Below are 23,334 nucleotides of genomic sequence, written 5' to 3'. Positions count from 1 at the left end.
CGATGACGGGTGATACGCTGAAGGCGATGATCGAGGTCGCTGACGCCAAGGTGAGTTTCGGTGCGGTCAAGGCGCTCGACGGCGTGAGGTTGGCGATCTGGCCGGGCGAATGCGTGGGGCTCGTCGGCCATAATGGCGCCGGCAAGTCGACGATCGTCAGCGTTATCAACGGCGGACTGACGCCGAATGAGGGTACCGTTTCCGGCGACGGCGAAGTCATCGCGCGCTACGGCATCAATACTGCCCGATCGCGCGGCGTGCGCTGCGTCTTTCAGGAGCTGTCGCTCTGCCCCAATCTCACCATCATAGAGAACACCCGCATCCTGCACCGCCATCTCGGCGGCTTCGGCTGGCGCAAACGCGCGAAGCAGGTGATCGAGCGGAGCCTCGATGCGGTCTTTCCCGGACATGGCATCGAAAGCGATAGCAGCGTCGGCGAACTGACGATCGCCGAGCGCCAGATGGTCGAGATCGCCATGGCCTTCTCCGACGCGGGCATTGCGCCTCGGCTCGTCATCCTGGACGAGCCGACCTCGTCGCTCGACGCCAGCCTTGCGGAGCAGATGCTCGCCTATGTCCGCCGCTTCGTCGCCGCCGGCGGATCGGTCATCTTCATCTCGCACATCCTGCACGAGATCCTCATCACGGCGGACCGCATCGTGGTCATGAAGGACGGACGCATCGTCGCGGAGCGGCCTTCCGCCGATTGGACGGAGCACAGCCTTGTCGAGGCCATGGGCAGCGTGGTCAAAGGCGAGGCGCATCGCCGCACGCTCCGGGACCTCGCCGCCGCGCCGGTCGTCATCGAACAGGGCGGTCGTGGCATCCCCTTCCGCGCGAAACGCGGCGAGATCGTCGGTCTTGCCGGGCTCGCCGGACATGGTCAGACGCGCATGCTGATGAGGCTGCATGCGGCGGCAAGCAGTGACTGGCTGCCGCGCCGCAACTCGGCCGTCACGTTCGTCGCAGGGGACCGCCGCCTGAACGGTGTGTTCGAACTCTGGAGCATCCTGAAGAATTTCTCCATCGCCTCGCTCGGAGATCTTGCGAAGCGTGGCGTCGTAAAGGCGGAGGCGGAGGCGGAGCGCGGCGCGGAATGGAAACGCCGCATCGACATCCGGACGCAGGATCTGGCCAACCGCGTCCTGTCGCTGTCGGGCGGCAATCAGCAGAAGGTGCTCTTTGCGCGGGCGCTCGCGACCCGCGCCCCGGTTGTCCTGATGGATGACCCCATGCGTGGCGTCGACGTCGGCACGAAGCAGGAGGTCTACGAGATCATCCGCGAGCAGGCCGCAGCCGGCAGGACCTTCGTCTGGTACTCGACTGAAATGGAGGAGGTCTGCCTCTGCGACCGCGTCTATGTCTTCCGCGAGGGCGCGATCGCCGCAGAACTTGCCGGTGATGCCGTCACCGAGCAGAACATCCTTGCCGCCTCCTTCGAGGGAGCCGCGGCATGAGGCTGAGGATTTCCGCCGACGCGATCCGGCTGACGATACCCGCCCTTTCGCTGACCATCCTGCTTGCCGCCGTGTTCTGGTTACAGCCTCGGGCGATGAGCTACATCGGGCTCAACCTGCTTTTCAATCTTGCCGTTCCGATCGCCCTCGCGACGATCGCCCAGATGCTCATCATGTCGGTCAATGACCTTGATCTCTCAATGGGTACCTTCGTGAGCTTCGTCGCCTGCGTGACGGCGACCTTCCTCCGTGACGCACCGCTTATCGGCGCGCTCGTCCTTGCCGGCTTGGTCATGGCCTATGCCGCGCTCGGCATCGTCATACACCTTCGCAACCTGCCGTCGATCGTCGTATCGCTCGGGATGAGCTTTGTCTGGGCGGGCCTTGCCGTCCTCCTGCTGCCGGCGCCCGGCGGACAGGCGCCGGACTGGGTGCGTGCGCTGATGACGATGAAGCCGCCCCTCGCCCCCATGGCGATCGTCGCGAGCATCGTTATCGCCATCCTCGCGCATCTCATCGTCATGCGCTCCTCTCTCGGGGTGCTGATCCGCGGCGTCGGCGGCAACCAGCGCTCGGTCGAGCGCGCCGGCTGGTCCGTACTTGCCGCCCGGGCCGCCGCCTACGGCCTTGCCGGGATTTTCGCGGTCCTCGCCGGCATCGCGCTCGTCGGCCTCACGACGTCGGCCGACGCCAACATCGCTCTTCGCTACACTCTGCTCTCGATCGCAGGCGTGATCCTCGGCGGCGGCGAGTTCATCGGCGGCCGCGTCTCTCCGGTCGGGGCCGTTATCGGCGCCTTGACCCTGACGCTTGCCGGCTCGTTCCTGTCGTTCCTGCGCATCTCGCCTGACTGGCAGATCGGCGCTCAGGGTGCGATCCTCATTATCGTCCTGGCGCTCCGTCTGCTCCTCAATCGCATCGAGGCCCGGGAGAAGGGCCGATGAGCGCGCTTGCCCGTCTTTGGCGAAAACCCTGGATATGGTCCTGGATCGCGACCTTCGTCGTCTGGTTCGCCACGATCATGGTCACGGGCGGCGCCAGCACGCTCGGGCTATCGCAGGCCGCGCTCACATTCGCGGCCTTCTCCATCATCGTCGGCCTCGGCCAGATGTTCGTCATCACGCTCGGCCCCGGCAATATCGACCTGTCCGTTCCCGCGACCATGACGCTCGCGGGCACAGTCGCGCTGAAGCTCATGAACGTCGAGAACGGCATGATCTTGCCGGGGCTGCTCATCGCCGTCCTGATCGGGATCGCGGTGGGCGTGGGCAATTACGCACTCATCAAGGCACTTCGGATCCCGCCGATCATCGCGACGCTGTCGATGAGCTTCATCGTCCAGTCCGCGGCGATCTGGACCAACCGCGGGCTTCGCATCAAACCGCCGAGCTTCCTGGCGGATTTCACCACATCGAGCACGCTCGGCGTGCCCAACGTCGCCATCATCGCGCTCCTCATCTCACTTTTCGCCTGGTTCCTGCTCGAAAGGACCATCTACGGCCGCTGGATCTCCGCGATCGGACAGAGCATGCCGGCTGCGAAGATGGCGGGAATTCCGGTCGACGGCAGCCGCTTCGTCACCTATGTGTTCTGTGCCGTGCTCGCCTCGCTTGCCGGCTACCTGCTCGCCTGTTTCTCCGGCGGCGCGGCGCTCAACATGGGTTCGGAATATCTCTTGATGTCGATCGCCGTCGTCGTTCTCGGCGGCACCGCGGTCGCCGGCGGCGATTCCAACGTCCCGGGCATATGGGGCGCCTCGCTCTTCATGTTCCTGGTCGTCTCCATGCTCAACACCTACGGACTCGGGGCAGGCATCCGCTTGATCATGACCGGGCTCATCATCATCAGCGTCATCATGCTCGCAGGCGGCCGACAGCCAGGCGCGCGCTAATTCGAGGTCCGACCATGGCCAGGAACCCTATCTACGAAATTCACGATCCGCGTCTCATCCACATGATCGTCGGCAGCGCCCGCCTCGAGGAGCTCTATTCCGGTTGCCGTTGGGCGGAAGGACCGGTCTGGTTCAGCGATGCGAACCAGCTCCTGTGGAGCGACATCCCGAACCAGCGCATGCTGCGCTGGACGCCGGAGGGCGGCGTCTCCGTTTTCCGCCAGCCCTCGAATTTCGCCAACGGCCACACGCGCGACCGGCAGGGACGCCTGGTTTCTTGCGAGCACGGCACGCGCCGCGTCACCCGTACCGAGTTCGACGGCTCGATCACCGTCATCGCCGAAAGTTATCAGGGCAAGCGGCTGAACTCGCCCAACGACGTCGTCGTCCGGTCGGACGGTACGATCTGGTTCACCGACCCGAGCTACGGCATCCTTTCGGACTACGAGGGCTATAAGGCGGAGCCGGAACAGGCGACGCGCAACGTCTACCGGCTCGATCCGCAGACCGGCGAGCTCGATGCCGTGGTCACCGACTTCAATCAGCCGAACGGTCTCGCCTTCTCGCCGGACGAGAAGCTCCTCTATGTCGCGGATTCCGGCGCAAGTCACGACGACAGCCTGCCGCGCCATATTCGCGCTTTTGACGTGGTCGACGGGCGGCGGCTCGCCAATGGCCGCGTCTTCGCGTCGATCGACAACGGCATTCCGGACGGTATCCGGACGGACAAGGCAGGAAATCTCTGGTCGAGCGCCGGCGACGGCGTGCACTGTTTCGCGCCGGACGGCACACTGATCGGCAAGATCCTCGTGCCGCAGACGGTTGCGAACCTCACCTTCGGCGGTCCCCGCCGCAACCGTCTCTTCATCGCGGCGACGACTTCACTCTATTCGCTTTATGTCACCGCGACCGGCGCCCAGGTCCCCTGAGAATGAGCGTCACTCTGTCGACTGCCGGTTACATTGCGCTGCAAGTCGGCCGGTCCCTGCAGTTTTGGGATCACGTTTGAGATTCGCGAAACGGCGCGATAGGCTTAAACACCGTCGCGATGGAGAGCGATATGAGCCAGACGCAGAGTTCCACCAACGCATCGGCTACCGTTGCATTCATAGATCTTGCGGGCTTCAGCGCTATTGCGGACGTTTATGGAGACGCATCCGCGATTGCCGTGCTCGAGATATTCGAGAGCATGGTCCGCGACGCGCTTAGCGGCTATGAGCCCCCGATCAAATGGATCGGTGATGAAGCAATGCTCTCGTTTCCTGAGCCGGAAATAGCAATCCAGGCACTCGGAACGCTGTTGCAGGCATGCCGGAAAGAACCGCGCCTCCCGCTCACTCGGACGGGGCTGAACCACGGGCCGGTCATCCGCAGAGCAGGCGATCTCTTTGGGTCGACTGTCAACATAGCAGCACGGATTGCGGCGCTCGCATCCCCCGGTCAATTGCTTGCCACTCAACCCATTGCCGAAGCGGCTGCCGCCAGGGGCATTCTAGTACGAGATCTCGGAACGGTGGCGCTTCGATCGGTAGCCGGCGAAGTCCCTCTCTATGAGATCGAGCTTGCTCCGTCCGCTGACCCGGCCTGGATCGATCCGGTGTGCAAGATGCATGCACCGTATTCATCCTATAGGCGGGCCGCCCCGCAGGGGCCGTGGTTCTGTTCGCCGCGTTGCGAAGAAGCATATCGGAAGTCGCCGCAGACCTATCCGTTGCCCTGATGACGGCATGGTCTGCGGAGCCCGACGATCACCGCTGGACACCGCAGCCAGATGGTCTGAAGCGGCGCGTGCCGCCGTCACGCGCTTACCGCGACAGCCGATCATGAGCAGTCTGGCCGCCGAGTATCCCCGCCAGGTCAAATCGTTGCCCCCCGGTGTCGAAGTAGTGAAGGTGGCTTCCATCGCTCGAAAGGTGAACCGTATCGCCGGCTTCGATCGCGACCGACGATCGATACTCGGCGATGACTGACTGGCCATCCTGCAATTGACAATAGAGATACTGCGTACCGCCCAGATACTCGTCGAAATCCACCTTGGCAGGGATCGTTCCGGCGCTATTGGAAGACACGATAAAATGCTCCGGCCTTATGCCCAGGGTAAAGATTTCACCTCGTCGCAGCTTCTCGGGAGAAATGCATGAGGCGATCCGGTCGGAGCCTATTCGGATCGATCCATCGCCCACCCATTCAGCGGTCAGGAGGTTCATTCGCGGGGAGCCGATGAAGCCCGCGACGAACAGGTTGGCCGGTCTCTCGTAGATCTCCCGCGGACTGCCGACCTGTTCGATGCGACCATCGCGCAGCACAACGATCATGTCGGCGAGCGTCATTGCCTCCGTTTGGTCATGCGTGACGTAGATCATCGTATTGCCGAGTTCGCGATGCAGCCGGGCGATCTCAATGCGCATCGAGATGCGCAGTTCCGCATCCAGATTGGACAGCGGCTCGTCGAACAGGAAGACATCCGGCTTGCGCACGATTGCCCTTCCGATCGCCACGCGCTGGCGTTGGCCGCCGGAAAGCTGGCCGGGGCGGCGATCGAGCAGATGGTCGATCTTCAGGATCGCCGAGGCTGCGGCGACGCGGGAGTGGATCTCCGAGCGTGCCGTGTGAGCCATCTTCAACCCGAAAGCGAGATTCTCGCGCACGCTCATATGCGGATAGAGCGCATAGGACTGGAAGACCATGGCAATGCCGCGATCGGAAGGATCGAGATCGGTGACGTTGCGCCCCTTGATCTCGATCTCGCCGTCGGTGACTTCCTCGAGCCCCGCAATCATCCGCAGCAATGTCGATTTTCCGCAGCCCGACGGGCCGACGAAGACCACGAAGGAGCCCTCCGCGATCTTCAGGTCGATGCCGTGAATAACGTCCAGGCTGCCGAAGCTCTTGCGAATGCCGCTCAGCACAACACCGGTGTCGGTCATCTCATTCACCGCTCAGTTCACCCGCCCTGACCCAGACGAGCATTTCGCCCGGCGCCCGGTTATCCCAGAAAGCATAAGGCACAAATCGGGCCGTTCCTCGTTGGATTCTGGGCGGCGATGTGCGGTAAAGCGCGCTGCCCCAATCCGCCTCGTCGCGCGCCACGGGAACATCGAGAGCTACGGCGCCGCGGAGCTCAGCGATTTCGGTCGTCTTCGCCTCCGATAGTTTGCCCTCGAGTACGATACGGTTCAGGCCTTCGCCGTTGTCGGTTGATTCGACACAGTAGACCAGAGGGCCGCGCATCAGTGCTGTGCGTCCCGCGTCCTGACGCACGAGCGGATTGGCAAAGAGCGTACGGGGAGCGAGCGGAATATCCAGATCGATGTGATCGCCTGTCCTCCATTCCCGTTCAATGCGGGCGTAGCCATCGACCATCACCGGTGCAAGGTCGAGCGCCCGACCGTTAACCTTCAGCGTCGAACCATCAGCCCATTCGGGGATGCGAAGGGATAGGGCGAAGCGGACCGGCTTGTCTGCTTTGAGCTCGAAACGGATCGCTCCGTCCCATGGGTAGCGGGTCCTCTGCGACAGTTCGATCTTCGCGCCGTCGAGGTCGAAGCGGGCCGTGCTTTCCCCATAGAGATGCACCACTATTTCGTCGTCTGCCACTGCATACATGTAGGAGCCGATGGAGGCGAGAAGTCGAGCGATATTCGGTGGGCAGCAGGGGCAATGATGCCATACCCATCGGTGGTGCTTGCCCGCGCTTTCGAGCGGATTTTCATAGAAGAACGTCTTGCCGTCCAGCGACAGGCCGGACATGGCCCCATTATAGAGCGCCTGCTCCATGATATCGGCGTAGCGCCGGTTGGGGCTGCGGCCGAGCATGCGGCTCGCCCAGAAGACGAGCCCGACGGAGGCGCAGGTCTCGGCATAGGCGCTTTCGTTCGGCAGGTCGTAATAATCGGTGAAGCCCTCGTTCGACGCGGCCGGGCCGATGCCGCCGGTCACATACATCTGCTTCGTCGTCAGATCGTCCCAGAGCGTTTCGAGGGCGGTCGTCAGGCTGTCATCATTGTATTCGGTCGCGACATCCGCCATGCCGGAATAGAGATACATGGCGCGAACGGCATGGCCGACGACCTTCTTCTGTTCGCGCACCGGCAAGTGCGATTGGCTGTATTCATAGGTCTTCTGGATGAAACTGGCCGGATCACGCCCGTCCCGAATCGCTTCCTCGGTGAAAAAATGCGGTTCGGTGCCGCGTTCGTCGATGAAGAATTTGGAAAGATCGAGGTATTTCTTCTGACCGGTTACACGCGCCAGCTTCACCAGCGCCAGCTCGATCTCCTCGTGACCGCAATAGCCGCGAAGTTGCCCCTCGCCGGAACCGAAGACCTTGATCATGTAGTCGGCAAAGCGGCACATGACATCGAGCAGCTTGCGCTTGCCGGTTGCCTGAAAATAAGCGACCGCCCCTTCGATCAGATGGCCGGCGCAATAGAGTTCGTGATGGTCGCGCAGATTGGTCCAGCGGCGGCCGGGCTGGACGCGCTGGAACCAGGCGTTCAGATAACCGTCCTCGTCCTGCATTTTCGCGTACATGTCGATGATCTCGTCGACTCGCGCTTCGAGCTTGGGATTAGGCCTGCGGTAGAGCGAATAGGCGACCGTCTCGATCGACTTGCCGAGATCCGAATCCCAGAACATCTGCGTGGTGCCGCCCCAGGGCTGGATCGGAATGACGACGCCCGGGCTCGGCTTGCTGGTGTCGATGGCACGCACCATGCCGGCTTCGACGCAGCGGTCGAGCAGCGTTTCGGCGGTGGAATCGCAGATCGCGTCCTGGCGATCGCCAAATAGCCCGTGCACGTCGACACTCGGAACGGGCAGAGGGCGGAACTGGCGGTCTCTCTTCATCTTGTTCATGGATTCATCCGTTTCTTGAGATCATTTCACCGCGCCGGCCATCAGCCCGCGCATGTAATAGCGTTGCAATAGAAGGAAGACGATCAGGCAGGGGACCGTCATGACGGCGACGCCGGCTTGAACGGCACCCCAGTTGATCGCGCCGAGACGTCCGGCGCGCACTGCCATCATCAGGACGGGCAGGGTGTATTTCTCGTTGCTGGAAAGCAGGATCAACGCTGCAAGGAACTCGTTCCAGGCGTTGAGGAAGGCGAAGATCGCGACGGTCGCGACGCCCGGCAGGACGAGCGGCAACAGCACGCGCACGAGCAATCTGAGATCGCGGGCGCCATCGATGCGGGCCGCCTCCTCGATTTCCTTCGGCACGGCATCAAACGCGTTGCGCATCATGAAGACCGAGAAGGGGAGTTGCAGCGTTACATAAACCAGCGTGAGGCCAAGAAGCGAATTGTTCAGACCGAGTTTCGCGAGAATGATGAAAAGCGGGGTCAGGATCGACTGGAACGGGATCATCAGCGTCGCGATGACCAGGACGAACAGCATGTTTTTCAGCGGGAACCGGTAGCGCGAGAAGCCGTAACCGGCGAGCAGGCTGACGGTGACGGTGAGAACCACGGTGGCGACCGAGACGAGCAGCGAATTCAGCGTGTGCTGCCAGATGCCGGCGCCGAAGCTGTCGAGCGATCTGTAGGAGTCGAGACTGATACCCGTTGTCGGCCATGGCGGCAGAGGCGGCAGGCGTGCTTCGGTGCCATGGCGAAGCGAGGCCAGAAAAGTGATGACAAAGGGCGCAAGGAAAAACAGCGCGATGGCGATGCCCGCTGCGTGATAGGCCGTGTTGGCTCGAAACGCTTTTCGGGCGCGGCGTTCTTTCGACAGGCTCATGGCCGCTCCTCCCCGACCCGCAGGAGCCAGAGCTGCACAATGCTGATCGCAACCAGGATAGCGAGAAGGGCGATCGAGAGGGCCGCGCCGTAGCCGAGATTGAACGACACGAAGGACTGGTTGAAGATATAGTAGACGACCGAGATCATCCGGTTCTGCGGCCCGCCGCTGGTCATGATGTAGAATTGGTCGAAGGCGAGGATCGAGCCCGTGACCGAGATGATCAACGCAAGCGCGATGGTCTTGCGCATGAGAGGAAGCGTCAGGTGCCGGAAGCGCTGCCAGCGACCCGCGCCGTCGATCCGGGCGGCTTCCGTCAACTCGGATGGAATGGCCTGCAACCCGGTCAGGAGAATGATCATCGTAAAACCTGCGATTTTCCAGACGACCATGACGATGATGGTGAGGAAAGCGCTGTCGAAGGTGGCGAGCAGGTTCGGACTTTTCTCAACCAGGCCCATGGCCTTCAGGGCTGGTCCGATGAAACCGCTATCGACATTGGCAAGCCATACCCACAGCAGCGAGGCCGTTGCCAGGCCGACGACGACGGGCAGGAAGATGATGGTGCGATAGGCGCTGACGAGGCGCCGTTGTTTCTCGACGAAAATTGCCAACGGGAAGGCGACGGCGAAAATCGCAATCGTCACGATGACGGTATAATAGGCCGTGAACTCCAGCGCCGAAATAAAGCGGGCGTCGTTGAACATGCGGACGTAGTTCCTGAAACCGATCCAGCGCGTGCCGCCCATCAGCGGCCAGTTGTGCAGGCTCATCCATCCGGTGAAGATGACCGGCAGGACGAAGAACAGAATGACGAGTGCCATCGCCGGCGCGATGTAGAGAAGACCACGCCAGCCCGATCGGCGCCTGCGCTTGCGCGCTGCCGATAGCTTTCTTGAACCGGAACCGGTCATCGAAATGCTCCGCATGTTTGTTTGAAAAGCTGGCCGGGAGGCGGCTTCGCCTCCCGGCCACAGCAGCCTTGGGAGATTATTGGCCGCTGTCGATAATCGACTGCATTTCGCTCTGCGCGTTTTCAAAGGCACCGTCGACGTCATCACCGAAGATGGCGGCGTTGGTGAAGCTCGCCCAGGGTCCGTTGGCGCTGTTGATCAGATCGTTGAACTGCAGCGTGTAGGGTGTCTTGGCGACGGAAATCGCCTTCAGGCCGACCTGCAGGCGTGGAGACCCTCCAGTACCTTGTCGGCGATATCGCCGCGCGATGGCAGGCTGCCATATTTCGCCATGACCTTCTGCCCTTCCTCGGAATAGATGTATTCGAGGAATTCCTTAACGGCGTCGATCTTCGGCGTTCCTTTGGTGATGACGAAGTTGTCGCCGCCGGCAAAGGAGGAGGTCCCGCCATTGACACCGGGGATCAGCGTCACCCCGAAGTTGATGTCCGGGTGTTCGGTCACCAACGTGCCGATGGCGAAGGCGCCAAGGCTCTGCTGGCCGATCTTGCCGTTGGTGAACGTCAGGAAGTTGGCGCCGGTATCGCTTGCGGCACCGGCGGGCACCAGATCCTTCTTGACCATGTTGCGGTAAACATCGACCGCCTTGCGCATTTCCGGCGTATCGAGCGTCGCCGTCTTGCTGTCTGGCGACAGGATGTCGGCGCCGGAGCCCCAGACAAGCGGGGTGAACGTGAAGATCATGCAGCCGCCGCAACCGCCGCCCGAAAAATAGAACCCGTAGATATCGTCACCCAGAGCGCGGATCTTCTCCGCATTGGCGGTGATTTCATCCCAGCTGGTGGGCGCCTTTTCCGGATCGAGGCCGGCTTTCTTGTAGAGATCTTTGTTCCAGGCGAAAACCGAGGTCTCGACCGAGAGCGGCAGGCCGTAGATGCGGCCGTTATAGGTGCCGAGCTTGACGTGCGATGGTGAAAGCGAATTGAAATAGGGCAGGGATTTCGCCCAATCCGTCAGGTCTTCCAGTTGGCCGGCCGCCGCAAAGGCGGGATTGTAGATGAGGTCCATCGAAAGCGCATCCGGGGCCTGCCCGCCCGCGATCGCAGTCGCGTATTTCTGCACCAGTTCGGAGAACGGCACTTCGGTCATCGAGACCTGGTTCTCGTGGCTTGAATTGTAGGATTCGACCGCCTTCTTGAACGCATCGCCGATGCCGGTGCGAACCCACATTTCGACTTTTTCGGCAGCCGATGCACCGGATACCAGGCACAGCGTAGCGATGCTGGTTGCTGCCAGTAGACGCTTGATCATGACACTCCTCCCAATATGGCGCTTCTCCTCGCGCCGTTTGCTTCAAGCCCCGGGCTTGTCACCCCCGCACGACTGCCGGACGACCAGTCGGCATGGCAATTTCCTCACTCCCGGTTCGACGGGCCGTCCTTCCGCTAGCGCAAGCATGGTCAACCCCGCCTGCCGCCCGAGTTCTTTCAATTCCATGTCCACCGTCGTCAGCGGCGGCCGCGTCTGGGCCGCAACAATCTCCCAATTGTCGAACCCGATGACGGAAACATCCTGCGGTACCTTGATGCCACGCTCTCGCAGCGCATCGACGGCGCCACGGGCGATCTGGTCGTTGCCGCAGAAGAGCGCATCCGGTTTTTCGCCCGGCCTCTGCCAGATTTCTTCGATCGCGTCATGGCCCCAGCTTTCGGACCAGATGCCGTACATCACGGGCTCTGCGTCGCCGGCGACTTCACTGTACGCCTCGGCACGCTCCCGCACAGAGAAAAACTCCATTGGCCCGGTGACATGCAGGATGCGGCGGCGCCCGATCTTCAAAAGCCATTCCACTGCTAACCGCGCCCCTTGTGCGTCGTCCGAGCGGAAGGTTACGCTGTTCGGTGTGCCCTCGGTGAAGGCGTAGACCACCGGAACCGGCAGGTTGGAGAGATCGACCGGCAGACGCCTGTCGAGCCGCTTGCCCGTCGCGATAATGCCGTCCACCTGCTTATCGAGCATCGCCTCCACATGAATCTGCCCGAGCGCCGGATCATCCTCGATGGCACAGAGGAAGACCGAAACGCCATGATCGACGAGGGCCTCCGATACGCCGGCCATCACCGGCAGGGTGAAGCGGCCATAGGTATCGTTTGTCAGAAGCCCGATGGTGAAGCTGCGCTTGCTGAGCAGTCCTCGGGCAAGGGCATTCGGGCGAAAGCCGATCTCGCTTGCCACCCGCTTCACGCGTTCGCGTGTCTCGTCGCCCATGCGTCCGGTGTTGTTGAGCGCTTTCGACGCGGTCGAAATGCTGACGCCCGCCGCCGCCGCAACGTCATGAATCGTGATGCGCTTTTTGGATGGGATTGTATCCAGCGCTCCCTCCCTCTGTTAGGATGAGAAAACCTTTTACCAAGGCGGATGTCAAGCGAGAAAAGGTTTTCTCAGCGTTTTTGCGGATGCCCATTCCCAGGTGAATGGAACCACGTCTGGCAAACGTGGCCTAGCTCCGCGCGGGGCTTCGCCGGCATCTGAAGTACAGCCCGCAACTACTCCTGAATGAGAAAGGCAACGGCGAAGCCGCGGAGGACGTCTGCAATGGGAAGGTGGGGTCGCGGCTCGACGATCGAACCCTTGGCCAGGTTTCGCAATCGCTTGAGATCGCCGCCCTCGGGCCACACCAGATAGGTGTCCTGCCATAGGCCGGCCGTGATGGACAGCCTGTCTCTCTCCATGTGGCCGAAGACGAGGCGCGGGACCACCGTGATCGAAAGCTCGCCCTCCGTGCGCCGCATAAACGCCACTGCGTGGCGGGAGCCTGGGCCTTGAACATCCAAGGGCAGATATTCACCTCTCGTCAGCAGATCCGAGCCCTCGTTTCGATGATAGCCCAGGCAGATCCCGATCAGCGATTGCTTGCAATCTTCAAAGTCGCTGATCGTCGGCGTCCGCGGCAGCTTGGACGGTGAGGGCAGCGGTGAAAAGCTGCGGCGATTGTCCGGATCGACCAGACTGAGATTGAGACGCTCGCTGCCCTGATAAACATCCGGAATTCCCGGCCCGGTCAGTTTCACCAAGGTTTGCGAGAGGCTGTTGATCAGGCCGGCCTGAATGAAGGGCACGGCCGTTTTCTCGAAGTCGCCGAGAAAGGCTCGGTTCCGCAGATCGAGAAGATCAGCCAGAAACGTTGTGACAGCTGTTTCGTATTGCTCATCGGGTGAGTCCCAACTCGTCCGCAGCTTTGCTTCGCGCAACGCCTTGACGGCAAAGCTCACAATGCGCTCGCGCAGTGAGGGAATATCCTCGTCGCGCAGGCGCTTGATCGGCCAGGTGCCGAGCAGGCTCTGATAAAGGTATTGCTCCACGGAGGCTTCCGGCGCATCGCCGCCGGCGAGATGACGAATGCGCTCCGCATTCATGTCGTGCCAGCGTGCGACCGCGGCTGCCCAGACGTCCGGCGCCTCGCTGATGACGTAGAGCCGGGCGCGTGCATCCTCCCCGCGCTTGGTGTCATGCGTAGAGGTCGCCGACAGGCCGTGCGGCGTGTCGGTCGCGCGAGCCCGCATCATCTCATGGAATCGGTCGACGCCGCCCGGCCTCCAGCATGGAGCGGCACCCACCTCATTCGCCGCGAGATAATCGCCCCTTCGATAGAAGAAGGTATCTTCGACGGCCTTGGCCATGACCGCGCCGCTCAATTGTTGAAAGCGCGTCCGGAACTCCGACTGCCGTTGCTGATCCGCCGAACCGCTCCGCCTCAGCGCGGCAAGAATGGTGGCTATCTCGGCGCCGGCAGCGGGTGCAGCGGCCAACGCTTTCGATCCGATCTCATCGAGGATCTGGCTGTCGCGCTCGGATGCACCGCGGTCGCTGACATAGGTCCGGTAGACAGGTAGCGCTGCGACCAGCTGGCGAATGGCTTCGGCTAGGCGGTCGCTCCCCAGCGGCGGATGGTCATTGCCCCCAAGGCGAGCTGCAAGTCTGCCGAGCCGCATGACTTCAGTGTTGAAACTATGACTCAGCACCTGCAGCTTGCATTCGATGACCGCTTTTTCCGTCGCGCGTGCCTCACTCCAAAGTCCGGAAGAGGACGACTCGTCGGTCAGGAGCTCGGCCAGCGCCGATATGAACTCGTACCCCGTGGTACCGTCGATCGGCCAATCCCGCGGCAGCGCTTCGTTCGACTCCAGTATTTTCTCCACGATGACGTAGATGCGGTCGCCGGCGCGTTGCCGCAGCCGATGAAGATAGCTTTCGGGGTCAGCAAGACCATCGATGTGATCGACCCGGAGCCCATCGATCAGACCTTCCTCCACGAGATCGAAAACAAGTCGATGGGTGTCCGCGAAGACGGACGGATTTTCGACGCGGATGCCGACGAGACCGGTTATCTCGAAGAACCGGCGATAGGTGAGATGGTCTCGCGCGGTTTTCCAGCTTGTGAGCCGCCACGGTTGCATCTGATGCAGCCGATGCAGATGCTGCTCGTTGGCGGAGAGCTTTTCGAGACCTTCGTCGAGCTCCGCGGCAGCCGAGGGCGTCTCGACCACCGACGCGATCTCGGAATGAAAACGGGCGGCGTCTCCAGGTGCGGCTGCTCTGGCAATGGCAGCAATCGTTTCAAGAGCGGGATTTGCGTCCTCGAGAACTGCCGGGTAGGAAGCCGGAGTAAGCGGATACAGCGCTTCATAATATTTGAGTGCCAAGCAGTTGCGCTCGCGGTCGAAAGCGAGCCGCACATTGCCGGTCGCGACCTCTTCCTCAAAAGACTGGCCCAGGAAGGGCAGGGTGAGAGGCTGCTGCCAGTCGATATCGAAATGGCCGGCGTATTCGCTGGCGCGGCCCCATTCGATCACGCTGTGCCACCATTCGTTCTCGAGATTTGCGGCCATATGGTTCGGCACGATGTCCAGGATGACCCCAAGCCCGTTGGCTCTTAGTGCGCGGACAAGACCGCAAAATCCATCTCGACCGCCCAAAACAGGGTCGATTTCGTTGCAGTCGACGACGTCGTAGCCATGCGTAGAGCCACGCACGGCGGTGAATATAGGCGAGGCGTAAAGGTGAGATATGCCGAGCCGGACGAGATAGGGGATCAACTCCACAGCTTTTGCGAAGTCCATCCCGTTTCGAAATTGCAGCCGGTAGGTTGCGGTGGGCAGGCGCATGGCGGATCGGTTTTGAGGTTCAGTTGCCTCAACCCCATTGGACCGGGCTTTGTTCCGCAGCCACGCCGAGGGGAACAAATATCGATTGAAATCGGTTTTTTAGTCGCCACCACAGGGATAAGAAGCTTGGTCTGGAAGAGCGTCTTTGCCGAAAACCTGCCTAAGAGACGGCGCCGGGCACGCCCGCGGATTATCAAAGAAGCCCAGAATGTCTGGCGCAGCGCCCTTGCTGAGCGCGTGTCCTTCCTCATTGATGCCGCCGCCTACTATGGCTGTTTGGAGCGGACGCTCGATAGGGCGGAAGAGCAGATCTGGATCACCGGCTGGGATTTTGATCCACGCATCAAGCTGCGTCCGGACCGTCCGGACGCAGAGGCGCTAGGCACCAAGCTGGAGCGCTTGGCCGCGCAAAAGCCAAACCTGAAGATTCGCATTCTCATATGGGCGATGGGACCGATCTATTCGGGAAAATCATTACGGCTGTTTCGCAAACAGAAATGGGCTTCGCATCCGCAGATCGAACTTCGCTTTGCGAACCATCGCGCCCTTCGCGGCTCTCATCACCAAAAGCTCGTCTCGATCGACGACCGTATTGCTTTCGTCGGCGGCACCGACCTGACTGCCCGACGCTGGGACACGCCGGACCATTCGGCCGAAAATAACCTGCGCCGCGATCCGGACGGGAATCCTTATGATCCGGTGCATGATATCCAGGTGGTACTGGAGGGGGAGGCCAGCCGAGCTATAGGAGACCTCTGCCGCTCCCGCTGGAAGTCCTCGGTCGGCGAAAAAGTAGGACCGCCCCGTTCAGCGACCGTTGAATGGCCTGCGGATGTGGTAGCCGACTTGAAGAATTGCCAAATTGCGATCGCGCGCACCGAACCGGGGTTCGGCAAGAAAAGAGGGCATCAAGAGGCGCTGCGGCTTACCCTCGACGCCTTGCGGAGCGCGCGCCGCTATATCTATATCGAGAACCAGTATTTTGCCTCGCGAATGGTAAGCAAGCTGCTTTGCAAACGGCTGCAGGAGGCCGACGGGCCTGAGGTGGTGGTGATCACCACTCGCAGTTCACACGGCCTTCTGGAAAGACTCGTGATGGGGGAAAATCGTGACCGCCTCATTCGGGGGCTGAAGCAGACCGACCGTTACGGCAGGCTGCGTGTCGCCTATCCTGTCGTTCCCAAGGTGGACGGAACCGAACAGGAGGTCATCATCCATTCGAAGGTGGTCGTTATCGACGACCGGTTCCTGCGTGTCGGCTCATCGAACTTCAATCACCGGTCGGAAGGGTTCGATACGGAATGCGACGTCGCCGTGGAAGCAGCGAGCGACGAGCAGGCTGCGGCAATCGCCAAAATTCGCAACGGGCTGTTGGCAGAACATCTCGATGCCGAACCGAGCGAACTCGAGAGCACGTTGCGGAAAACAGGCTCTCTTGTCGCGGTCGTTGACACGCTGAACACGAGACAGCGCGGCTTGCGCCCGTTCGACGGTATCGACGGCAAAGGTGCAACCGCACTGGTCTGGGGGACGGGCTTTGTGGATCCGCAAAGGCCGGTTAGGCCTTTCTATCGAATACGCGCACTGCTGCGGCGCTGGAGCGGTCAGGTTTTGGCCCTGCTCGCGAGGCTTTTTGCAGCGTCCGTACGGAGAAACTCGGCGATCGAGAGCGAGACCAAGCCAAGCGGCAACGGCAGGAAGAAATAGATGGTCCGAAAGGCGATCAATGCACCGATGGTCGCCGAGCGGCCGAGGAGAAATGCAATCGTTGCTTCAAGCACGCCGATGCCGCCAGGGATATGGGTGACAATAGCAGTCAAATTGGCGCTCACATAGGCCGTTGCTGTTTCGAAGAAGCCCGAGCTTCCGAGCGCCAGTACTAGCTGATGCAGACACGCGCTGACGCAGAGGAAATTGGCCGTGCCGACAATCACTTGACCGGCTGCAATTGGCAGCGACGGCATTTCGAAAGTCCATCTGAACACCCGCAGAGAACCCCGTAGTAGACCCGCCAGGATCACATAGCCGGCCGAGGCGGCAAGACAGGCGCCGCCGAGAAATATGGCGGCCGTTTCTGAAAACCCGATAACCCGTGCGGCGCTTTCCGGTCTGATCAGAAAACAAAGGGCAGCCAATGTGACAAGGCCCAAACCGACGGTCACGCCGCAGAAGAGGATCACTTTGGCTACGTCTTCGACGCTGAGTCCCCAACGCGAATAGAACCGGTATCGGATGGCTCCACTGCTTAAGGCCGCGACGCCTATATTGTGGCCGATCGAGAGGCTGGTGAAGGAGGCGATCGCCACCTGCGGGTAGGCAAGCTTGTGCCCAACGTAACGAACGGCAAGCGTGTCGAAGAGCGTCAGGCAGAAATAGGAGAGGAAGACGAAACCGATGCCTGCCAGCAGGTGCCCAACGGGAATTTGCATGATCGAGCGGGCGATTTCATCGAACGTATAGTGGCTAAGCGTACCGTAAATCAGCCAGGCGGCGACACCAATGGCGGCAAATATAAATAGTCTGACAATGATTCTCTTTGGCATCAGCTCGTTCCTGCGCACGCCTATCGGGAACGAAAAGCAGGTCCCGCGTGTTCCCGACCAGAGACCATTCTCAAAACACGATCATGCGGCGACCGGTACGTTTCCTCACCTACAATGTTCACAGTTGCTTCGGAACCGACCGAAAGCTCGATCCTGCGCGTATCGCCGAGGTCATCATGGAATGCCGGCCCGACATTATTGCGCTGCAGGAAGTCGACGTCGGTCGCATGCGCAGCGGGGGAATGGACCAGGCGCATATGATCGCCACGCATCTGCGCATGGAGTCGCATTTTCACCCGGCCCTCCACCTCAAGGACGAGAAGTACGGAGACGCGGTGCTGACGGCTTTGCCGATGCGCCTAGTCAAGGCGGCTGTTCTGCCGTCCTTAGGAGAGCCGCGCGGTGCGCTTTGGGTCGAGGTGGACCTCGCCGCCGTCAAGCTTCAGGTTCTCGTCACGCATCTTGGCCTTCGCGGGTCCGAGCGTGTGCGTCAGGCAACGGCATTGCTGGGGCCCGGCTGGCTTGGGGGAATAGCGCAGGCGGAATCGCGCGTGATCCTGGCGGGCGACCTGAATGCGATTGCACGTTCGGCCACCTACAAACTCCTGGCCGGACATCTCAAGGATGCGCAGCTCCAATCGAATGCCAAGCCGCGGCCGACCTTTCCATCCCGATTGCCGCTCTTGCGAATCGATCACGTGTTCGTGGGCGATGGGATAGATGTGAGGGACTGCAGAGTGCACAGCAGCGCGTTGGCGCGGGTCGCTTCCGATCATCTCCCGATTCTGGTTGAGCTCGAAATCGAGCCCAATACCAAAGGGCTGCAGAAAGAGACCCAACCAAGTTATGGCATCGGTTTCCAGAACCGGTAAAAAGCTGAAACGCCCGATGTCATGCCGCGTCTGCCGTTTCTCTGTTCTTGGTTGCCTTGCACAGATCGCGGCCGATGGCGTGGGCTACATTCAGATGAGAAGTCGGGTCCTGCGTTTCCGATTCAAGGAGGAGTTCGGATGTCACGACGCGTGCGCCACAGTAGTCGAAGATTCCATGATCGATCTGGGTCTTCATGGCGCCGAAGTAGCCGTGTCGCGCGTAGGTTCGCACTCCTGCGCCTCCGATCGCGATTAGATGAACCGGAAGATGGCGCAGCTTCTTCACCAACTTCGTGTCCGGCCCTTCGTCGTAAGCCCAGCCGTTGGCGAATACGCGATCGATCCAGCCCTTGAGAAGGCCCGGCATCGACCACCAGTAGACGGGATAGACGAGCACAAGCGCATCTGCGCGATCAATCCGCGCCTGCTCCGCGGCAACATCTGCTGGGGGCGGCACCTCCCTGCGGTGGACGGCGAGATCAACCGCAGTAAATCTCGGATCGAAAGCTTCCGCCGCGAGATCTGCAATCTCGAAGGAGTTGGCAGGGTCGGACAGCAACACACCCTCGGCGACATGGGCCGCGACGCTGTGGCTGAGGGACTTGGGATCGGGATGAGCGACAACGATGAGCGTGTGCATGTCGAAACTCCTATTGATGATTGCCCACAAACGGCAAACGCTATATACTATTAGTAAGTTACTTTTGGTATATAAGCATGTCAAGCGTCATAACGAAACAAGAAGCTTCCCCAGGGAAACCGCGCCGCCGGTTATCGAGGGAGGATCGACATCGCCAGCTTCTCGACGTCGCCTGGCGGCTGATTCGAGAGGGGGGAACGGAAGCCCTGACGCTTGGACGGCTCGCCGAGCATGCGGGCGTTACGAAGCCGGTCGTTTACGACCATTTCGCCGCGCGGCCAGAGCTGCTGGCGGCGCTTTATCGGGAGTTCGATTCCCGCCAGACAGAGCTCATGGACTCAGCGCTTCAAGCGAGCGAGCCGACCTTGGAGAGCAGAGCCGCGGTGATCGCGTCGTCCTACGTCGATTGCGTGCTCCTTCAGGGCCGCGAGATCCCTGGCGTGATAGCGGCGCTGGCTGGTTCACCGGAACTCGAAAAGATAAAGCGCGAGTACGAGGTAGCGTTTATCGAGAAGTGCCGGGTCGTTCTCAGTCCGTTTGCCGGAGCTGATGCAATCGCATCGCCCGGTCTTTGGGGCATGCTCGGCGCAGCCGAAGCCCTATCCCATGCCGCGGCGACTGGGGAAATCACGGCGGCACAGGCGCAGCACGAACTCTTCCAAACGATCCTTGCGATGGTTGCTAGAAGTAAATGCGGCGGCCACTGACGCAATGGCTAACGGTGCTCGTATCGAACACGCGCGAGCATCAGCAGACGTCGACGCCGTTGTCGAAGGCGACGAAAAAACTGCGGGAACTTATGAAGCAACACATGTCATCGACCCGGTAACGCAATGAAACAGCCCGCGAAAACGGCACTCATCGTTTATGACGGAGATTGCATCTTCTGTCAGAGCTATGTCCGGTTCATGCGTTTGCGGGAGACCATAGGCCCCGTCGAACTGCTCGATGCGCGTTCGGGAGATCCGCGTGTGGCCGGATTCCAGCGACAAGGATTCGACCTCAACGAGGGAATGCTCTTTGTTTTCGACGACCGCGTCTATCATGGCGACGAGGCCGTCAACCTGCTGGCTATACTCAGTTCCTCGTCCTCGATTTTAGGCTGGCTCAACCGCGCGATCCTGTCGAACAGTACGGCCGCGCGGGTAATCTATCCCGTGCTCAAGTTCGGGCGCCGTATCACGCTGCGTCTCCGCGGCCGATCGCTTATTCCTGCCGATTTCGAATTGCCGAATTCAGGCAAGCGGTAGCGGGTTCACACCGCGGGGCCGGCGGCGGCTCTCCAGACAACTACACGATCAGCCGGTCCCAACTGCCGTAGTGCTCTTCGCTGCGCTTGCCGCGCGGTAGGCTGAGCCCGATCAGCAACAGGCCGGCGAAGACGTCGCCTGCGGTTCCAATGCTCGTTGCGCCCTGGAGCACGAACGGCGATGCGGCGATCCATGCGCCGAGCACCACGTTCAGGAAACGCACCGGGCGGGCGACTTCCGCCATGGCGGTGACGGCGACCAGGATCACCAGACAGCCGAGGACATGGTCGCTGAAGTAGAGCGGTGGCGCCGTGCCGAAGACAAGCGGCGAAAACATCAGGAATGCGCCGAGGGCGGTGCTGGCGACGAGCGTCCAGGGGAAGTTGACGCCGCCGGTAACGAACTCGCGCAGGATGGCCGAGGCGGGACGGTCGAGATCTGGTTTGGGCGTCTGGTCCTCCGACAGGGACGGGCCACCGCGCCAGAAGGTCCGCCAGAATGGCTCTCCCGCGCGTTTTGCGCCATAGAGGTATTGGCAACTCGCCAGCACCTCGTCAACCGAATAGGGCACGAGTACGACGGTGACCGCCGCCTGGACGATACACAGCGTACACAACGCGCCGATCAGTGGCGGCTGGATGATGATGAAACTGACGCTGACCAATCCCAGCGGGATGATCAGCAAACCGAAAAGCAGCACCATCCACGGCATGGTGCGCCAGCGGCGGCGATCGCCGATCGCGCCCGCCAGAATATCGAGGACGTAAGCGAACGCGCCCAATCCCGCGTCCGCTATAGGGAATCCCTTCGACACCCATGAGGTCACCACCGCCTCGCTGCCATTCTTCATCGGAGACGCGCCCGGCCCAAAAAAAGGATCCCACAAACCATCGATATGGCCGAGCTGAAAGGCGGCGAGATAGCGCGACACGAAAAGCCCGACAAAAGCCAACGCGATGATCGGTATGCGTTGGGTGAAGGTTGACGGCGAGTAGCTCCACCCCAGCGGCAAGTCGTCGTCGGCCGCCAGGGCGCGCCGGCTGATTCCCGGCGTCGGCGGAACCATGACGGCAAAGGCGACGACCAGCATGCCGATCAAGGTATCGGCCCCGTACGCGGCCGCGCTCGTCGTCCAGAAAGCGAGCGGCGCAAACAGCACCCAGACGCCCACCGCGGCCGTCAGCCACTGGGCCCAGCGCCAGCGTCGGTACATTCCCCAGAGAGCGAACACTATGATGAGAAGGCCCGAAACGATCTCGCTTACGCCCATCCACGCGTCGCGAATTGCGGGTGCAGCGATCTCGTGACCGAGTGCCGGAGGAACCGGCGCGGCGACCGGATCGAACAGGCCGTAGGCAAACGGCGAAACTATCAGCCAAAGTCCGAGAACCGCGTTGGTGAGCGGCGCCCATAGCGTGAACGACCGATGCCGCTCCAGAGCCGCGTCGACCTCCTCTTTGCTGCGTTCCAGCGGACCGCGAAGCCGCTTCTCCGCCGCTTCAAGTTCCGGTTCCGAGGCGGCAACAGCCGATGGCTCAAGCTTGTTCCTGGCGTACCAGGCGGTCGGATCGGCCTTCAACCTGCCTATCATCTCAGGCAAGGTGCCGCTCAAGCTGTGCCGCGGCTTCCAGCCGAGCAATGTCCGCGCGCGCGAAATGTCGAGCTCGTAATGATCATCAGAATTCTCGACCATCCAGGAACGGATATCGGCGTCTGCGCCCAAAACCTCGTCCTGAACCCATGTGCCGAGTTTGACGATCCCTTTCGGCAGCGAGAGCGTACGCCAGGTCTCCCCATGGACCAGTTTGCCGATATGCTCCTGCAGCTCCTGATAGGAGGCAGTCTCCTCCTCACCAATCAAAAAGGTCGTTTCGTCAGGGAGCTCCGCGCGGCGGTCCACGACCCGGACGACCGCGTCGACGAGATCGCCGAGGTGCAGATAAGGCTGGCCGTGAGTGATGTCGCCGGTAAACAGATATGCGGTCGGCAGGCGTTCGAAGATGCGGGCGATCTGCTGGGCTATGAATACCGCCCGGCAGTCCTCGTCGTAGACGCCGGCCAGGCGCAGTATCACCGTCTTGATGCCGCCCCGCCGCTCTGCGATCAGCGCTTCCGTCTCCGCCTTCGACCTGGGATAGGCCCAGGGCGGGTCGAGCGGCCAATCCTCGTTGATCTTGACGCCCTTTTCCGGGCTTGGGGCGTGCACCAGCAAAGTACTAGAGAAGACGAACTGCTCGGTTTCGAACGTCCTCAAGGCATCGAGTAGCCGACGCGTGCCCTGTACCGTCACCGCGTCGTATTTCGGATTGTCTTCCCCCGTTGTGTCGTAGTAAGCGGCGAGATGGATCACCGATGCAATGCGGTCGCCGGTACGCGCGCGGATCTTCTCCATTGTCTGGACGACGCTGTCGTCGGAGGTGAGGTCGATTTCGAGCGTATCCATGCCCTCGATCGCACTTTTCGGCTGCGCTACATCGAGACCGATGACGCGATAACGACCGAGCAGGCCGCGCGCGATCGCCTGCCCAAGAAAGCCGCTGCTGCCGGTAATGAGAACGGTCGGAAGACTTCTGGTCTGCATCGAGGCCCTTTAGGGTTGATTCCCTTCTGCAAACTCCTGCTGGCGCGACAAGGTTCCTGATTGGCGAGAACTAAACGGCGCAAAAAAAGGACCCGCGAATGGCCAATGCCGGAGCCAGAACCCCCTGTGCGCGAGAATGCTGGCGGCGCTACCCGACTTTGCGCGCCGCCTCCAATGCGAAACGAGAGGCTGTCGGACGTAGGGAGCGCCAGAAAAAACCGGAACACAGGGCTGACCACGAGGTTTGACGACTTCGTAGCGGAGGGAGGCCTATGCGCT

General features: G+C 61.3%; 18 protein-coding genes and 1 pseudogene. 9 read left to right on the top strand and 10 right to left on the bottom strand.

Annotation, left to right across the window (positions count from 1 at the left end; translation table 11 throughout):
- Positions 1-2: 2 nt before the first annotated feature.
- The 5 genes from PYH37_RS06305 (at position 3) to PYH37_RS06285 (ending at position 5,068) form a co-directional block, all read left to right on the top strand.
- Positions 3-1,457 (top strand): sugar ABC transporter ATP-binding protein, encoded by a 1,455-nt coding sequence (locus PYH37_RS06305; protein ID WP_280730589.1) that lies wholly within the window; start codon positions 3-5, stop codon positions 1,455-1,457.
- Positions 1,454-2,401, top strand: coding sequence for an ABC transporter permease (locus tag PYH37_RS06300; RefSeq protein ID WP_280730588.1), 948 nt, complete (start codon positions 1,454-1,456; stop codon positions 2,399-2,401). Before PYH37_RS06305 ends, PYH37_RS06300 begins: the two co-directional genes overlap by 4 nt.
- Positions 2,398-3,348, top strand: a complete 951-nt coding sequence (locus tag PYH37_RS06295) for an ABC transporter permease (protein ID WP_280730587.1) — start codon at positions 2,398-2,400, stop codon at positions 3,346-3,348. Before PYH37_RS06300 ends, PYH37_RS06295 begins: the two co-directional genes overlap by 4 nt.
- A gap of 14 nt (positions 3,349-3,362) precedes the next feature.
- A complete protein-coding gene (locus tag PYH37_RS06290) occupies positions 3,363-4,277 on the top strand; it encodes an SMP-30/gluconolactonase/LRE family protein (RefSeq protein ID WP_280730586.1) in 915 nt (304 codons plus the stop codon).
- Positions 4,278-4,408: 131 nt separating this feature from the next.
- The gene (locus PYH37_RS06285) at positions 4,409-5,068 is read left to right on the top strand and encodes an adenylate/guanylate cyclase domain-containing protein (protein WP_280730585.1); all 660 of its coding nucleotides are present in this window, start codon (positions 4,409-4,411) and stop codon (positions 5,066-5,068) included.
- Between the two features lie 85 nt (positions 5,069-5,153).
- Here PYH37_RS06285 and PYH37_RS06280 read toward each other — a convergent pair whose 3' ends face one another.
- The 7 genes and pseudogenes from PYH37_RS06280 to PYH37_RS06250 form a co-directional block, all read right to left on the bottom strand.
- The gene (locus PYH37_RS06280) at positions 5,154-6,275 is read right to left on the bottom strand and encodes an ABC transporter ATP-binding protein (RefSeq protein WP_280730584.1); all 1,122 of its coding nucleotides are present in this window, start codon (positions 6,273-6,275) and stop codon (positions 5,154-5,156) included.
- 1 nt (position 6,276) lies between these two features.
- The gene (locus PYH37_RS06275; RefSeq protein ID WP_280730583.1) at positions 6,277-8,205 is read right to left on the bottom strand and encodes a glycoside hydrolase family 127 protein; all 1,929 of its coding nucleotides are present in this window, start codon (positions 8,203-8,205) and stop codon (positions 6,277-6,279) included.
- Positions 8,206-8,226: 21 nt separating this feature from the next.
- A complete protein-coding gene (locus tag PYH37_RS06270; protein WP_280730582.1) occupies positions 8,227-9,090 on the bottom strand; it encodes a carbohydrate ABC transporter permease in 864 nt (287 codons plus the stop codon).
- Positions 9,087-10,004 carry a carbohydrate ABC transporter permease gene (locus PYH37_RS06265; protein WP_280730581.1) on the bottom strand — a complete coding sequence of 306 codons (918 nt, stop codon included), beginning with the start codon at positions 10,002-10,004 and terminating at the stop codon, positions 9,087-9,089. The genes PYH37_RS06270 and PYH37_RS06265 overlap by 4 nt, the downstream gene beginning before the upstream one ends.
- 76 nt (positions 10,005-10,080) lie before the next feature.
- Positions 10,081-11,315, bottom strand: a pseudogene (locus PYH37_RS06260) (ABC transporter substrate-binding protein).
- A 42-nt stretch (positions 11,316-11,357) separates the two neighbouring features.
- Entirely contained in the window at positions 11,358-12,344 is a 987-nt protein-coding gene (locus PYH37_RS06255; RefSeq protein WP_342394640.1) for a LacI family DNA-binding transcriptional regulator, read from the bottom strand.
- Positions 12,345-12,550: 206 nt separating this feature from the next.
- Positions 12,551-15,169, bottom strand: a complete 2,619-nt coding sequence (locus tag PYH37_RS06250; protein WP_280730580.1) for a malto-oligosyltrehalose synthase — start codon at positions 15,167-15,169, stop codon at positions 12,551-12,553.
- A 126-nt stretch (positions 15,170-15,295) separates the two neighbouring features.
- On the opposite strand from PYH37_RS06250, the gene PYH37_RS06245 reads away from it, so the two are divergent.
- Positions 15,296-16,876, top strand: a complete 1,581-nt coding sequence (locus PYH37_RS06245; RefSeq protein ID WP_280730579.1) for a phospholipase D-like domain-containing protein — start codon at positions 15,296-15,298, stop codon at positions 16,874-16,876.
- Here PYH37_RS06245 and PYH37_RS06240 read toward each other — a convergent pair.
- Positions 16,774-17,712 (bottom strand): putative bifunctional lysylphosphatidylglycerol flippase/synthetase, encoded by a 939-nt coding sequence (locus PYH37_RS06240; protein WP_280730578.1) that lies wholly within the window; start codon positions 17,710-17,712, stop codon positions 16,774-16,776. The genes PYH37_RS06245 and PYH37_RS06240 overlap by 103 nt on opposite strands.
- A gap of 83 nt (positions 17,713-17,795) precedes the next feature.
- Between PYH37_RS06240 and PYH37_RS06235 the strand changes: the two genes are divergently transcribed.
- Entirely contained in the window at positions 17,796-18,584 is a 789-nt protein-coding gene (locus tag PYH37_RS06235; protein WP_280732422.1) for an endonuclease/exonuclease/phosphatase family protein, read from the top strand.
- 19 nt (positions 18,585-18,603) lie between these two features.
- Here PYH37_RS06235 and PYH37_RS06230 read toward each other — a convergent pair whose 3' ends face one another.
- Entirely contained in the window at positions 18,604-19,224 is a 621-nt protein-coding gene (locus PYH37_RS06230) for an NAD(P)H-dependent oxidoreductase (protein WP_280730577.1), read from the bottom strand.
- Positions 19,225-19,301: 77 nt separating this feature from the next.
- Between PYH37_RS06230 and PYH37_RS06225 the strand changes: the two genes are divergently transcribed.
- Positions 19,302-19,931: a TetR/AcrR family transcriptional regulator gene (locus PYH37_RS06225; RefSeq protein ID WP_280730576.1), complete on the top strand. Its 630-nt coding sequence runs from the start codon at positions 19,302-19,304 to the stop codon at positions 19,929-19,931.
- Between the two features lie 126 nt (positions 19,932-20,057).
- Positions 20,058-20,474, top strand: coding sequence for a DCC1-like thiol-disulfide oxidoreductase family protein (locus PYH37_RS06220; protein ID WP_280730575.1), 417 nt, complete (start codon positions 20,058-20,060; stop codon positions 20,472-20,474).
- Positions 20,475-20,514: 40 nt separating this feature from the next.
- On the opposite strand, the gene PYH37_RS06215 is transcribed toward PYH37_RS06220, so the two are convergent.
- Positions 20,515-23,055, bottom strand: coding sequence for an NAD-dependent epimerase/dehydratase family protein (locus tag PYH37_RS06215; protein WP_280730574.1), 2,541 nt, complete (start codon positions 23,053-23,055; stop codon positions 20,515-20,517).
- Between the last annotated feature and the right edge of the window lie 279 nt (positions 23,056-23,334).

It is taken from the genome of Sinorhizobium numidicum (genome assembly GCF_029892045.1).
Lineage (GTDB): Bacteria > Pseudomonadota > Alphaproteobacteria > Rhizobiales > Rhizobiaceae > Sinorhizobium > Sinorhizobium numidicum.
Note: the sequence above shows the minus strand (reverse complement) of the source record. Positions and strands in the feature narration are given on the sequence as shown.

Coding starts and splice junctions, on each gene's coding strand:
- PYH37_RS06305 (WP_280730589.1), top strand. CDS start 3: ATGACGGGTGATACGCTGAAGGCGATGATCGAGGTCGCTGACGCCAAG.
- PYH37_RS06300 (WP_280730588.1), top strand. CDS start 1,454: ATGAGGCTGAGGATTTCCGCCGACGCGATCCGGCTGACGATACCCGCC.
- PYH37_RS06295 (WP_280730587.1), top strand. CDS start 2,398: ATGAGCGCGCTTGCCCGTCTTTGGCGAAAACCCTGGATATGGTCCTGG.
- PYH37_RS06290 (WP_280730586.1), top strand. CDS start 3,363: ATGGCCAGGAACCCTATCTACGAAATTCACGATCCGCGTCTCATCCAC.
- PYH37_RS06285 (WP_280730585.1), top strand. CDS start 4,409: ATGAGCCAGACGCAGAGTTCCACCAACGCATCGGCTACCGTTGCATTC.
- PYH37_RS06280 (WP_280730584.1), bottom strand. CDS start 6,275: ATGACCGACACCGGTGTTGTGCTGAGCGGCATTCGCAAGAGCTTCGGC.
- PYH37_RS06275 (WP_280730583.1), bottom strand. CDS start 8,205: ATGAACAAGATGAAGAGAGACCGCCAGTTCCGCCCTCTGCCCGTTCCG.
- PYH37_RS06270 (WP_280730582.1), bottom strand. CDS start 9,090: ATGAGCCTGTCGAAAGAACGCCGCGCCCGAAAAGCGTTTCGAGCCAAC.
- PYH37_RS06265 (WP_280730581.1), bottom strand. CDS start 10,004: ATGACCGGTTCCGGTTCAAGAAAGCTATCGGCAGCGCGCAAGCGCAGG.
- PYH37_RS06250 (WP_280730580.1), bottom strand. CDS start 15,169: ATGCGCCTGCCCACCGCAACCTACCGGCTGCAATTTCGAAACGGGATG.
- PYH37_RS06240 (WP_280730578.1), bottom strand. CDS start 17,712: ATGCCAAAGAGAATCATTGTCAGACTATTTATATTTGCCGCCATTGGT.
- PYH37_RS06235 (WP_280732422.1), top strand. CDS start 17,796: ATGCGGCGACCGGTACGTTTCCTCACCTACAATGTTCACAGTTGCTTC.
- PYH37_RS06230 (WP_280730577.1), bottom strand. CDS start 19,224: ATGCACACGCTCATCGTTGTCGCTCATCCCGATCCCAAGTCCCTCAGC.
- PYH37_RS06225 (WP_280730576.1), top strand. CDS start 19,302: ATGTCAAGCGTCATAACGAAACAAGAAGCTTCCCCAGGGAAACCGCGC.
- PYH37_RS06220 (WP_280730575.1), top strand. CDS start 20,058: ATGAAACAGCCCGCGAAAACGGCACTCATCGTTTATGACGGAGATTGC.
- PYH37_RS06215 (WP_280730574.1), bottom strand. CDS start 23,055: ATGCAGACCAGAAGTCTTCCGACCGTTCTCATTACCGGCAGCAGCGGC.